Genomic DNA, 13,296 nt, shown 5'->3' on the forward strand with positions numbered 1-13,296 from the left:
ATGCCCGAAGTCCACGCGCGCACCGCCGTAGACTGGCTGCTCAACAGCCTCACCGCACACCCCAACCATCCCTGGACAATCCTGCAGCGACGCCAACGGCAAGCAGCCGAATCAGCCCAGCAGAACACCGCAGAAGAAGAGCCAAGCGGCCCCGAAAACTACGGCACCTCAGCTACAGCCGAGGAAGGCCTCCGGGCCAGGAAAGGCTGGGCAGGACGAGGATGACACGCCCGAACCATACACACATTCTGGCCTATAACCCCACATTCTTGCCGCTTACCCACATAAAAAGCCGGTGGCGGTCTCAACCTTCCCCTGAAGAGACCACCACCGGTGTGGTGTTTATACTACCTGAAACCGAAGCGAGGCTGCACAACCTTCGCAGAGTCTCCTCCAGGCTCAAGCTCCTCACGGCGAAGCTCCTGGACGGCAGACTCGAAATCATCGAGGTTCTCAAACCCCCGGTAGACGGAGGCGAAGCGCAGATAGGCCACCACGTCTAAGCGTCTGAGCGGCCCGAGGATCGCCAGCCCGACATCGTTGGCGTCCACCTCTGCGTTGCCAGAGGCTCGGACCGCCTCCTCGACCTCCTGGGCGAGCATCGCAAGGTCATCGGCGGTGACCGGACGCCCCTGACAGGCCTTGCGCACGCCGTTGATGACTTTCGACCGGTCAAAGGGCTCGGCGGCACCGGAACGTTTGATGACGCTCAAGCTGGTGGTCTCTACTGTGGTGAAGCGCTTTGAGCACTGCGGGCACTGCCTACGGCGGCGAATCCCCGAGCCGTCCTCCAAGGTCCTGGAGTCCACCACTCGCGATGAGTCGTGGCGGCAGTACGGACAGAACATATGCGGGCCTCCTCTCCCCAAGCACCAGTCTATCCACTACATATTGTGCCGAACAAGCTCACAGCTTCTATATCTAGTGGTGAAGCAGTCAGATTTCCAGGCATGACGGTCCCAGCAGCACCTTGAGGTCACCGTACAGGGCTGGGGACGGAGTGACCTGATACGCACTGCCGAGCCGCATCACCTCGGCTTTCTCTCCGGTGACCAGCCTGATGTGCACATCCGAGGCGCCACGATGGGCCTGAAGCGTGGAGCCGAGCTCTGTCACGACCTTCTCGGTGGCCTTCTGGGCCGGCATCGAGACCACCACTGGGCCGGCGGCGCCGTCCTCGGTGATCTCGGGAACGGTGACGTCCATGGCTTTGAGCACCACTCCCCCGTCATCCCGGCGGTCCACCTGCCCTTTGACGGCGACGATGAGGTCCTCGGCCAGCACCATCGACACCGCTTGATAGGTCTTGCCGAAGAACATCACCTCGATGCTCCCAACCAGGTCCTCGACATCAGCCCGGGCATAGGGATTGCCGGACTTGGCGATCTTCCGGGCCAATGAGGTGATCATGCCGCAGATAGTGACCGTGGCGCCGTCGGGCGGCCCCTCCTCGCTGAGCACACTGGTCACAGAGCGCTCGGCATGGGTGGCCAGAGTACGCTCCATTCCGGAGAGCGGATGGTCGGAGACGTAGAGGCCGAGCATCTCCCGCTCGAAGTTCAGCTTGTCCTTCTTCTCATACTCGGGCAGCTCGGGGACGCGGACCGTCTCAAACTCACCTGCACCGCCCTCAGCCTCGGCGAAGGCCCCAAAGATGTCCGTCTCATACTGCTCGGACTCCTTCTTCTGCTTCACCGCCTGGTCCACCGCCATCTCGTGGATAGTCACCAGAGAACGGCGAGTGTGCTGAAGCTCATCGAAGCCGCCGGCCTTGACCAGCGAGTCGATGGTGCGCTTATTGCAGACCTGGGCGGGCACCTTCTTGAAGAAGTCGGCGAAGGAGGTGTAGCTGCCCTTCTCCTGGCGGGCCTCCACGATGCCGTTCACCACGTTGGCTCCCACATTGCGGATCGCCCCCATGCCGAAGCGGATGGTGTCATCACCGACCGGGGTGAAGGTCAGTGCCGACTCATTGATCGAGGGCGGGGTGACCGTGATCCCCATGCGCCTGCATTCTGCCAGGTACATCGCCATCTTGTCCCGGTTCTCGCCCACGGACGTGAGCAGCGCTGCCATATACTCCGCCGGGTAATGAACCTTCAGATAAGCGGTCCAGTACGCAACCAGACCATAGGCGGCCGAGTGGGCCTTGTTGAAGGCATAGTCAGAGAAGGGCAGCAGAATATCCCAGAGCTTCTGTGCGGCTTCCTCTGAGTAGCCGTTGCTCTTCATCCCCCCGAAGAAGCCGGCCTGCTGTTTATCCAGCTCGGATTTCTTCTTCTTACCCATGGCCCGGCGCAGAATATCGGCCTGGCCCAGGCTGTAGCCGGCTACCCTCTGGGCGATCGCCATGACCTGCTCCTGGTAAATGATCAGCCCGTAGGTAGTGTCCAGGATGTCTCCAAGAGACTCCTCTAGCTCTGGGTGGATGGGCGTGACCTCCTGCTGCCCATTCTTCCGCTTGGCATAGTTGGTGTGGCTGTCTGCCCCCATCGGTCCCGGTCGGTACAGGGCAATTGTCGCGGAGATGTCCTCGAAATTGTCGGGCTTCATCGCCTTCAGCAGAGACTGTAGTCCTGAGCCGTCAAGCTGGAAGACCCCCAGAGTCTTGCCACTGGCCAGCAGCTCGTAGGAGGCCTTGTCATTGAGCTCCAGGGTCTCCAGGTCAATCTTCACGCCCTTGTTCTGCTTCACGTTCTCCAGGGCGTCGGAGATGATCGTGAGATTCCTCAGCCCGAGGAAGTCCATCTTGATCAGGCCCAGGGTTTCGCAGGTGGGGTAATCGAACTGGGTGATGATCGCGCCGTCCTGCTCACGCTTCATCAGCGGAATGATGTCGATCAGCGGGTCGGAGGACATGATCACGCCGGCGGCGTGCACTCCCCACTGACGTTTGAGCCCCTCCAGGCCAGTGGCCAGGTCGAAGATCTCCTTCAGCCGGGGGTCGCCCTCGACCGTCTCGCGCATCTCACCGGCCTCGACGTAACGCTTGGAGTCAGAGTCGAAGATGTCGCCCAAGGGCATCGGCTTGCCCTGGGCGTCCGGGGGCATCGCTTTGGTCAGCAGCTCCCCGGTGGCGAAGGGCTCGCCCATCACCCGGGCGGAGTCCTTCAGCGCCTGCTTGGACTTGATGGTCCCGTAGGTGACGATCATCGCCACCCGCTCGTCACCGTACTTCTTGACCACGTAATCGATGACCTCGCCGCGGCGGCGGTCGTCGAAGTCCACGTCGAAGTCGGGCATGGAGACACGGTCCGGGTTCAGGAACCGCTCGAAGATCAGTCCGTGCTGCAGCGGGTCCAGGTCGGTGATGCGCATGGCGTAGGCCACCATGGATCCCGCCCCGGAGCCGCGGCCGGGGCCGACCCGAATGCCGTTCTCCTTGGCCCAGTTGATGAAGTCGGCGACCACCAGGAAGTAGCTGGGGAACCCCATCTGCGTGATCACGCCGATCTCGTACTCAGCCTGTTTGCGCACCTCGTCCGGAATGCCTCCGGGGTAGCGGTAGGCCAGTCCTGCCTCCACCTCCTTGATGAACCAGGACTCCTCGGATTCTCCCGCCGGGACTGGGAACCGGGGCATATAGGAAGCTGATTCGTTGAACTCCACCTGGCAGCGCTCGGCGATCAGCAGGGTGTTGTCGCAAGCCTCCGGGTAATCCCGGAAGAGTTCGCGCATCTGTGCGGCGGACTTGAGGTAGAACTCCTCGGAATCGAACTTGAACCGCTTGGGATCATCGAGGGTGGCGTTGGACTGCACACACAGCAATGCTCCGTGGGCCTTTGCGTCATGGGCATGGGTGTAGTGGAGGTCATTGGTGGCCACCAGGGGTAAGTTCATCTGCTTGGCCAGCTGCATCAGCTCGGTCTGGACCCGGCGCTCGATCTCGATGCCGTGGTCCATGATCTCGCAGAAGAAGTTGTCTTTGCCGAAGATGTCCTGGAACTCGCCGGCAGCCTTCTTGGCCTCGTCGAACTGCCCCTGGCGTAGCCGAGTCTGGATCTCCCCGGAGGCACATCCCGTGGTGGCGATGATGCCTTGTCCGTAGGTCTGGAGGATCTCCCGGTCCATGCGCGGCTTGTAGAAGTACCCCTCGATGGAGGCCAACGAGGAGGCCCGGAACAGATTGTGCATACCTGCGGTGTTTTCGGCCCACATGGTCATATGGGTATACGCACCGGTTCCGGAGACATCGTCCACGCCGTCACCGAAGCGCACCCGGGTCCGGTCGGTGCGGTGGGTGCCGGGAGTCAGATAGGCCTCAAGCCCGATGATCGGCTTGATGTCATAGGCTTTGGCGGCTTTCCAGAACTCGTAGGCGCCGAAGATGAAGCCGTGGTCGGTGGTCGCCACCGCCGGCATGCCGAGCTCTGCGGTCTGGGCGAAGAGCTCATCAATCTTGGCGGCACCGTCGAGCATGGAGTACTCGGTGTGGTTGTGCAGGTGGACGAATGAGCTGCTCACTGCGGACCTCCTGGTTCCAGGATCTTGATCGCCTCGGTCAGGTCGGCCGGGTAATCGGCGCGGAAGGACATCTGTTCTGCGGTGACCGGGTGATCGATGCTCAGCTCATAGGCATGCAGCCACTGCCGGGTCAACCCCAGGTCGGAGGCCAGATTCGGGTCAGCCCCATAGGTGAGGTCACCGGCGCAGGGATGGCCGAGCGCGGAGAAGTGCACGCGGATCTGATGGGTACGGCCCGTCTCCAGGCTGATGTCCATCAGACTGGCCCGGCCGTAGGCCTGGATCAGCCGGTAGTGCGTTCGTGCCTCACGCCCCCCCTCGACCACGGCGAAACGCCAGTCGTGACCAGGATGCCGCCCGATGGGAGCGTCGATGGTTCCTTGATGCGGGTCCGGCAGCCCTTGGACCAGGGCGTGGTAGGTCTTGACCGGCAACCGGTCCCGGAAGGCGTTCTTGAGCACGCTGTATGCCTGCTCGGTCTTGGCCACCACCATGACCCCGGAGGTGCCGACGTCGAGCCGGTGCACGATCCCGCGCCGCTCCTGCGCCCCTGACGTGGCGATCTCCACCCCGGAGGCCAGCAGTCCGCCGATCACCGTGGGGCCGTGCCACCCCGGGGAGGGGTGGGCGGCTACACCCACCGGCTTGTCGACGGCCACCATGTCGGCGTCCTCGTACAGCAGCGTCATATCCTGCACGGCTTCCACCTTCATCTCCGCTGGGTCCACCGGCTCAGGCTCGTCGACGGCGACAGCTGCGCCTTCTGCAAGCTTCTCGGACTTCTTCACCGGAACACCGGCGAACCGCCCCTGGGTGCGGTACTGCGCCCAGGTCACCCTGCCCTCAGCGATCCATCCGGCGGCTTCGGTCCGGGAGACCCCGCATATGCCGGCCACTACGGCGTCGGCTCGCTTCCCCGCCAGTTCCTCCGGCACCTGGAACGTTTTCGGGGCACCGCCGCTCATGTGTCTTCTCCCTCAGCAGCGGTCCTCTTCGCCGGCTTCTTCTCCCGGGTGCCGTCGACGTTCAGGCCGAAGAGCATCATCAGGCACAGGCCGATGATGGAGCAGACGATGAAGGAGTCGGCCACGTTGAAGATGGCGAAGTGCGGCACCGCGATCATGTCCACCACATGCCCTTGGCCGAATTGTTCGAACTGGCCTGCCACCAGTGACGGTGCCCGGAATAGCCTGTCGGTGAGATTGCCGGCGACCCCGCCGATCAGCCCGCCCAGCCCCAGCGCCCAGAGCCAGGAGCCGCCGAGGCGCCGGGCGTAGAAGACCCCGAGGCACAGCACTGTGGCCTGAATGATGGTGAAGACCCAGGTGTAGTCGGTTCCCATGGAGAACGCCGCCCCAGGGTTGAGGTGGTACCGCCAATACAGCACCGGGGGCAGCACATCAATCTGCTGGCCAATCTCCATAGTGGCCTCGACCCAGAGCTTTGTGCCCTGGTCGAGGGCAAACGCGAAGACCGCGACTCCTGTTGCCAGGAGGATCGCGGTCCTGCGTGTTGGGGTTCTCTTCGAGGATTCGGACATCCCCGATAGTCTACCTACTCTCCTGCGGCTTCTTTCTCGATGCTGCCCTTGGAGTTGAGTTCGTTGAGCTGCGTCTCGATGTAGTCCTTGAGCCGGGCGCGGTAGTCGCGCTCAAAGCCGGTGAGCTCACTGACCCGCATCTCCAGGTCGCCCTTCTTCTTCTCCAGGGCGGTGAGGGTCCGGGTGGAGGTCAGCTCAGCCTCCTCGATCATGGACTCCGCACGAGTCTCAGCGTCTGTGATGAGTTCAGTACGCTTGGACTCGCCCTCGGCGATGAGGTCAGAGCGGGTCTGCTCACCCTCCGCAATGAGCTCGGTGCGCTGCGCAGTGCCGTCACTGATCAGCTCGTCCTTCTTGGCCTGACCCTCGTTGATCAGTTCGGAACGCTTGGACTCGCCCTCGGCAACATAGGCGGCACGAGTGTCCTCGCCCTCCTTGATGTAAGCCGCCCGGGTCTGCTCACCCTCGGACACATATTGGTCGTGGAGCTTCTGGGCCATAGCCAGCACGCCTGCCGCTTCTGCCGCAGGCTGATCGGCTGTCGGCTCGGGGGCTGGGCGCTCCTGGGCCGGGCGGGTGCCCAGAGCGTATTCGGGGTAGGCAGTGACGTTCGGATCGCCCTGGGGCTCTTCCTGCTCCTCCGGAGCTTCAGGCGCAGGCTCAGCCTCCTCCTCAATGGCCTCGATGGTGCCGGTGACCTCTGAGGAGCTTCCCGCATATCCGGAGAGACCGGCATCCTTGAGTTCGTCAGGCTCCACATAGTCGCTGCTGTCCAGCTGGTCCTGCAGTGTGCTGACCTCCGCCCGCAGCTCTTCGTTCTCCTGGATCAGCCGTCGCCACTCGACCACGACCTCATCGAGGAAGTCATCGACCTCGTCCTTGTCGTAGCCGGGGCGGAACTTGGTCTCCGGAAACTCTTTGTTCAGGAGATCATCAGGCGTCAGAGCCATGGGAAGCGTCACCTCATCATCAGTGGCCGGTTGCGGCGGAATAGCATCTCTGCGGGACAGGATACCCAGCCCACTTTCCCGCCATCGACCCAAACCTTCAAGTCAGGCTTCATTTGGGGTCTTGGCCAGGGTCATAATCAGGCGAACCCGATGATGATCGTTTTGGCGACCATCACTGCCAGGAACACAATGATAAACGCCATGTCCAGGGCGATTCCGCCCAGGTTCAGCGGCGGAATCTTGCGATTGAGCCATCGCAGCGGAGGATCGGTGACGGTGTAGATGCCCATGGCGAGCATCAGCACCAATCCCTTGGGACGCCAATGGCGGGCGTAGGATTCAGTGATGTTGAAGATGATCCGGATGATCAGCGCGAACTGGTAGATCGTCAGGATCAGGTACAGCGGTGCAGTGAAAAGGTCCACAGAAAGCTAGGGTACCCGGTCAGCTCTGGTTGAAGAACTTGGTGCTGGTCTCCGGCTCAGCCACGGCCTTCTCCTCCGCCAGGACCTCAACGTTCCTCGGCGTCAACAGGAAGACTTTGTTGGTGACGCGCTCGATGGACCCGCCCAGGCCGAAGACCAGTCCTGCGGCGAAGTCCACCAGACGCTTAGCCTCTGCCTCCCCCATCTCGGTGACGTTCATGATGACCGGGATGTCCTCACGGAAGGACTCGCCGACGATCTTGGCGTCGTTGTACGAACGGGGGTGAACAGTGGTGATCTTTCGCATTTCTGAGCTTTCGTCCCGGGATGAGGGGGCACGCTTGATGGGAGTCACCGGTGCCCGGTAGTCCGGATCCACCGCGAGGTTAGTCTGGTTGTAGGAGCCCACGGAGCCACCTTCGTTCTGCTCAGGCTCGGCAGTCGCCGCGGCGCGGTCTGCCAGCGAGACCACAGCTGGAGCCTGCTGGGCTGTCTTGGTTGAGGTGCGGGTCTGGGTGGCAGCGCCAGCACCGCCTGAGGCACCTGCATGACGAGAGGCGGGCCGCTCGTCACTGCCGAAGCTGTCCTCGTGGTAGTCATCACCGTCGGCCAAGCCGAGGTAGATCATGGTTTTCTTGAATGCACCGGCCATGGTTCTCGCTCCTGGGGAAGGTTCGGTTGTGTCGCGATGTCGAGACTACTAGGGGTATGGCCGCTCGCCGAGGACATCTCGCCCGATTCTTAGGCGTGTCGCGCCATATCTGACGGCGACCTCCAGGTCCTGGCTCATCCCCGCCGAGATCTCTGTGGCCAGCGGATGGTCCTGAGACAACGACGTAGCCAACTCGCCAAGCCGTTCGAAAGCCGGCTCGGGTGCGGAGTCCAGCGGCGCCACCGCCATCAGGCCGGCCAGCTGAAGGTGCTCTGTGCCGGCCACCGCAGCGGCAAGGTCCCCCAGGGCCTCCGGAGCCGCGCCTCCCCGCTGATCATCAGGGAGCGGATCGCGCAGATCAACCTGAAGCAGGACCTCAAGCGGCTGGCTCCGGATGCTCTCCTGCACTGCGCGGGCGGCCGCATTGCCCAGCGCCCGGACCAGTTTGGGGCGGTCAACCGAGTGCACCGAGGAGGCGTAGCGGACCACCGACTTGGCCTTGTTGGTCTGCAGTTGGCCGATGAAGTGCCACCTCAAGCCCCCCATATCACCCACCTCGGCGGCCTTGGCGGCAGCCTCCTGGTCCTTGTTCTCGCCGATGTCCCTGACGCCGAGTTCATAGAGGCGCACCACGTCGGCTGCCGGAAAATACTTGGTCACCACGATCAGCTCTGGACGGTCTGCCCGGCCCGCAGCCTGGGCTGCGCGGTCGATGCGCTCATGGACTGCTGCCAGGTTCAGCGCCAGTTGACGGGTGCGAGGGTCCTCAGCGTTCTCAGCCGCGGAACGGAGCCCAGTCGAAAAATCCATCACCACGAGTCTATCGCCGCTGAGTCCACACCAGGCCGGCGATGCGGCCCTGCGCCTGACCGGTCTGGTGGCTGCGGCGATGCGAAAAGAGGGCAGGATCCTCGATCGTACAGCCAGCAGCCTCATTCATCACGACGACGCCGGCTGAGGTCAGCACCGTGGCCGCCTCAGCGCGCAGGTCCAGTGCAGGAGTTCCCCAGCTGGTGGCCGACGCCAGGGCGGGCCGGGTTGCTGTGAGCTCATCGAACATCTGCTGCGGCACCTCGTAGCAGTCACCACAGGCACCGGGGCCGATCCATGCGGAGATGGACTCTGCTCCCCTGCTGCGCAGAACAGTCACGGTGTTTTCCAAGACTCCGGCGATCAGCCCGGATCGTCCAGCGTGAGCGGCTGCGGTCACCATGAGACCTTGCGGCCCGGAACCCACTAAAAGCACCGGCAGGCAGTCAGCCACCAGCAGGGCGATCGGCGCACCCTCTACGCTGACCCACGCATCTGCCGTCGGCGCCTCAGAGTCGGCTCGCTGAGCATCGGCATCCGCCAGATCAGCCGAGTGCACCTGGTTCAGAAAGTGCAGCGCGCCTGATTCCAGACCGAGATGCGCCTCTAGGCGGCCACGGTTCGCCGCAGCGTGGTCGGGGTCTCCCACATGCGTGCCAAGATTCCCAGCCTCAACCGACGTGAAGCCCAGTTGCACACCCTCATGCTCGCCGCGCCACCAGAAGGTGCCCAACGTTTCCCGTCCTGCTTCGGTTTTCATGGGCCTGTTGGGTTATCGCGGCTCTATAGCTGCATGAAAACCCGATACTGGCATGACAGATGCGGGCGGGCGCGTGAAGACGCAGAGCATTTACTTCAGGAAGTCGGGAACGTCGAGGTCGTCGTCGTTCTTGCCGGTGTAGTCGGACTCCACGATCTCGGGAAGCTCCTCTTCGCCCGCCTCTGCACCTGAGCCTGCGGTGACACGTTCCTGCGGGGAGGTGTCCTGGGAACCGGCCGTGGAGGCATAGCCTCCGGCAGTGGCACCTGCCACCGGCGCCACCGGTGAGGACGTGCGCTCGGGCCTGGCCGGCGCCGCTGGGGCTGCCGGTTTGGAGGTCACATCGGGCTGGTCGAAGCCGGCGGCGATCACGGTCACCCGGGCCTCGTCACCCAGGGCGTCGTCGATCACCGCGCCGAAGATGATGTTGGCTTCGGGGTGGGCCACCTCCTGGACCAAGCGGGCGGCCTCGTTGATCTCGAAGAGGCCCAGATCGGAACCGCCCTGGATGGACAGCAGCACGCCGTGGGCGCCATCGATGCTCGCCTCCAGCAGCGGGGAGGCGATCGCCAGCTCGGCGGCCTTGACCGCGCGGTCCTCACCATTGGCCGAGCCGATGCCCATCAGTGCGGAGCCCGCACCCTGCATCACCGACTTCACGTCGGCGAAGTCCAGGTTGATCAGGCCCGGGGTGGTGATCAGGTCGGTGATGCCCTGCACGCCGGAGAGCAGCACCTGGTCGGCGGAGCGGAAGGCGTCCAGGACCGAGACGTTCTTGTCCGAGATGGACAGCAGACGGTCGTTGGGGATCACGATCAGGGTGTCGACCTCGTCGCGCAGCGCCTCGATGCCGGTGTCGGCGCTGGTGGCGCGGCGTCGGCCCTCGAAGGTGAACGGGCGGGTGACCACACCGATGGTCAGCGCGCCGAGGCTGCGGGCGATCCTGGCGACCACGGGAGCGCCGCCGGTGCCGGTTCCACCGCCCTCACCAGCGGTGACGAAGACCATATCGGCCCCGCGCAGCACTTCCTCGATCTCCTCGGTGTGATCCTCAGCGGCCTGGCGGCCCACCTCTGGGTTGGCGCCAGCTCCCAGACCGCGGGTCAGCTCCCGCCCCACATCGAGCTTGACGTCAGCGTCTGACATCAGCAGTGCCTGGGCGTCGGTGTTGATGGCGATGAACTCCACGCCGCGCAGGCCGACTTCGATCATCCGGTTGACAGCGTTGACGCCGCCACCGCCGATGCCGACGACCTTGATCACGGCTAGGTAGTTGTTCGGTGTTGCCACGTGAGTATGTCCCTTAGCTCTTGAATGAAGTCACAGGTGCACGAAGACCCCCGCCGGTGAGCGATGCCGAAGAACGACTCCTCACTGTCTTCCCCGTCTCCAGTGTGTCCGATGCCTACCGAGGCAGTTCGCGGTTGCCTCGGGAGGCTCAAGCACTGTCGACGCCGTCAATGGCTTGCCTGTGACCGGCCGGGAGTCTTCGTGACAGGGTCATTCTTCTGTTCCGCCTCCACCGCCAGCAAGGTTCAAGTTGAGCTTGAACCTTAGCCGACCGGGGGTGCGGCCTGCGTTGGAGTGCTGCTGTTCAGTTGTCCCGACCACCATACCTGCGCCAGCTGGACTCACCTGGCAACCGGAGTCGACGGCGTGGACATGTCGGTGAGTGCTTCAAGGACAGCCCGCTGCACCGTGTTGGACGGGACCACCAAGGCCCCACCGGGAGCATGTGGGGTGCCTGCCTCCAGGCTCACCGGCTCTCCCGGAGACGAGATGAACTCCTCCAGCGATTCCGGTTCGGTCGTAGCGGATCGCAGGATCGTCTGAACGGCATCGTTGAGCTGCCGACAATTCCTCAGCACCACGATCGGATGCTGTGCGGAAAAGCCGGACTGCCGTGCTTGTCGGATGGAAGGACGTCTGGCACAGACATTCACCGAAGACTGCGCCGCCTCAAGGAAGAATCAGGGTGGGCCCTGTGCTCGTATCGTGTAGTCGGGGTAGGTGGAGGAACCGTCATTCTTCCAGTCCGCTCGGAGACCGTAATCGCCGGGCCATCAGCCGGCCCCATGCCCGGTGAACCCGCACAACATCGCCGACCTCAGCACCCAAACCCTCACAAAGCAGCAGGCGGCTGCGCTCCACCAGCAGATCCTCCACCGGATCACGGGCACGCAGACGACTGTCCAGGTGCGCCAGTTCCTCCCGCGTGACCACTACCTCCGGCACCGGCAGTGTGCGGATCTCTGAGGGCACCAGCTCCAGCACTCCTCCTCCGTAGCTGCGCCCTGCCATCTCCGCTCCCAACGCGGTGACGGAGTTGAGGAAACCTCCGGCCAGGGACACCGCGTCGCCGCGGGCACGTATCCGGTATGCGGTGTCTGTGGTGTAGGCACCGGCGTCGTTGACGATGAGTCGGGGCACAATGTGCGAACGCTTCAGTAATCCCAGCGCGGTGGACCACACCGAAGGCACGTCGTACCACGGTGTACGTATCCTGCACTTGTAGCGCTCGTGCAGGCCCTGGCGCTCACCTTCGAGAATGTACCGCTGCGCGCCTGAAGGGAGTTCGCCAAAAGGAACAGCGCCGAATCGTAGAAAATTGGTCGTCGATCCGCGGCTGGCGTTGGTTTCATGCACTGCGCGGTCATAAACGATCCCCGGAACATGATTGCTCCGGCCGAACATCGCATGAGCGAACTCGTGGAGGTCATACTCCTCCACGACACTGTCGGGCACCAGGAAGAACTTATTCGCTCCGGTCACGATGCCCACAGAGACCTCGGCCAGCTCATGGAACTTTCTCATCTGCGGCAGCCCCAGGATTCGCGCGTATGCGGCCTGCTCATCATGACTGAGCAGTGCCTGCATCCACTTCGACGGCGACGCCGCAGTGGGCATGAAGGGCTGGGCCCTGAACATCGCTGAAGGGTCCACACCCAAGAAGTCATGGGTGGGCTCGTGGCGGATGCTCAGAGCGCAGTCCTCGGAAGAGTGGACATGCCGCTTCACCGCCATGAGCAGCACCGTCCCCTGCAGCGCCTCCTCGAAGATGAGCTGCTGGGGCTCTATGACCAGCACGTGGGCGCACTGCTGCAGCAGGAACTGCCGAAGACCACCAGCATGAATGACATTGAGCAGCTCTGCAGGGATGACCATGGCCAGGCGGCCACCCGGCTTCAGCCTGTCGAGGCTGTCAATGACAAACGGGGCCCACGCATTGAGGTGCTTGGTGAAAGGCAGTCCATGCCTTGCATACAGGACTCTGGCGAGTTCCTGAGTTTCCGTGCTGAGGAACTGGTAGCGGATGTACGGAGGGTTGCCCACCACGGCGTCATAGCTGGGTTGGTCTGCTTGGTCGGCAAACTGGAGAAAGTCCATGGTGAATACCCGACGTTGGGGCGTCTCCTCGCCCAACACTGCTTGAGCGCGCTGGGCTTCGTCGGGGTCCAGCTCCACGCCGTGAACAATCTCAGGCGGCGGGTCCACGGACATCACCTGATGGAAGAACGCCCCGTCCCCGCAGCTGGGCTCAAGCACGGATTGGGCACCCTCAGCCAGCGCCCACGTGGTGAGAAATCGCGCGACCGCAGCGGGGGTGTAGTACCCCCCGCGCAGCTTGTCATAGGTCTGGTCGGCTTTCAGCTTCATGGCGACTTCACTCTAACGACCGCCGCGGACACCACGGA

12 protein-coding genes and 1 pseudogene are annotated in these 13,296 nt (G+C 63.3%); 1 reads left to right on the forward strand and 12 read right to left on the reverse strand.

Annotation, left to right across the window (positions count from 1 at the left end):
- A pseudogene (locus DVO78_RS15655) lies at nt 1-225 on the forward strand (IS256 family transposase); the annotation flags it as partial.
- 122 nt (nt 226-347) lie between these two features.
- Here DVO78_RS15655 and nrdR read toward each other — a convergent pair.
- The 12 genes from nrdR to DVO78_RS15715 form a co-directional block, all read right to left on the reverse strand.
- Complete coding sequence (nrdR, locus tag DVO78_RS15660; RefSeq protein ID WP_120006255.1) at nt 348-848, reverse strand: transcriptional regulator NrdR; 501 nt, start codon at nt 846-848, stop codon at nt 348-350.
- Between the two features lie 88 nt (nt 849-936).
- Nucleotides 937-4,419 carry a DNA polymerase III subunit alpha gene (gene dnaE / locus DVO78_RS15665; RefSeq protein ID WP_120006348.1) on the reverse strand — a complete coding sequence of 1,161 codons (3,483 nt, stop codon included), beginning with the start codon at nt 4,417-4,419 and terminating at the stop codon, nt 937-939.
- Nucleotides 4,420-4,460: 41 nt separating this feature from the next.
- Nucleotides 4,461-5,429, reverse strand: coding sequence for an RluA family pseudouridine synthase (locus tag DVO78_RS15670; RefSeq protein ID WP_120006257.1), 969 nt, complete (start codon nt 5,427-5,429; stop codon nt 4,461-4,463).
- The gene (gene lspA / locus DVO78_RS15675) at nt 5,426-6,004 is read right to left on the reverse strand and encodes a signal peptidase II (RefSeq protein ID WP_202912219.1); all 579 of its coding nucleotides are present in this window, start codon (nt 6,002-6,004) and stop codon (nt 5,426-5,428) included. Before lspA ends, DVO78_RS15670 begins: the two co-directional genes overlap by 4 nt.
- A gap of 14 nt (nt 6,005-6,018) precedes the next feature.
- Complete coding sequence (locus tag DVO78_RS15680; RefSeq protein ID WP_120006259.1) at nt 6,019-6,954, reverse strand: DivIVA domain-containing protein; 936 nt, start codon at nt 6,952-6,954, stop codon at nt 6,019-6,021.
- Nucleotides 6,955-7,091: 137 nt separating this feature from the next.
- Nucleotides 7,092-7,379 carry a YggT family protein gene (locus tag DVO78_RS15685; RefSeq protein WP_120006261.1) on the reverse strand — a complete coding sequence of 96 codons (288 nt, stop codon included), beginning with the start codon at nt 7,377-7,379 and terminating at the stop codon, nt 7,092-7,094.
- A gap of 19 nt (nt 7,380-7,398) precedes the next feature.
- Nucleotides 7,399-8,031, reverse strand: a complete 633-nt coding sequence (locus tag DVO78_RS15690; RefSeq protein ID WP_120006263.1) for a cell division protein SepF — start codon at nt 8,029-8,031, stop codon at nt 7,399-7,401.
- A 48-nt stretch (nt 8,032-8,079) separates the two neighbouring features.
- Complete coding sequence (locus tag DVO78_RS15695) at nt 8,080-8,841, reverse strand: YggS family pyridoxal phosphate-dependent enzyme (protein ID WP_120006265.1); 762 nt, start codon at nt 8,839-8,841, stop codon at nt 8,080-8,082.
- A gap of 10 nt (nt 8,842-8,851) precedes the next feature.
- Nucleotides 8,852-9,601 carry a purine nucleoside phosphorylase YfiH/LACC1 family protein gene (locus tag DVO78_RS15700; RefSeq protein ID WP_120006267.1) on the reverse strand — a complete coding sequence of 250 codons (750 nt, stop codon included), beginning with the start codon at nt 9,599-9,601 and terminating at the stop codon, nt 8,852-8,854.
- A 90-nt stretch (nt 9,602-9,691) separates the two neighbouring features.
- A complete protein-coding gene (gene ftsZ, locus DVO78_RS15705; protein WP_120006269.1) occupies nt 9,692-10,891 on the reverse strand; it encodes a cell division protein FtsZ in 1,200 nt (399 codons plus the stop codon).
- A gap of 341 nt (nt 10,892-11,232) precedes the next feature.
- Nucleotides 11,233-11,472: a hypothetical protein gene (locus DVO78_RS15710; RefSeq protein WP_157984085.1), complete on the reverse strand. Its 240-nt coding sequence runs from the start codon at nt 11,470-11,472 to the stop codon at nt 11,233-11,235.
- Between the two features lie 151 nt (nt 11,473-11,623).
- Complete coding sequence (locus DVO78_RS15715) at nt 11,624-13,258, reverse strand: N-6 DNA methylase (RefSeq protein ID WP_120006273.1); 1,635 nt, start codon at nt 13,256-13,258, stop codon at nt 11,624-11,626.
- Nucleotides 13,259-13,296: the final 38 nt, after the last annotated feature.

The sequence above is a fragment of the Nesterenkonia muleiensis genome (assembly GCF_003600155.1).
In the GTDB taxonomy this organism is placed as follows: domain Bacteria; phylum Actinomycetota; class Actinomycetes; order Actinomycetales; family Micrococcaceae; genus Nesterenkonia; species Nesterenkonia muleiensis.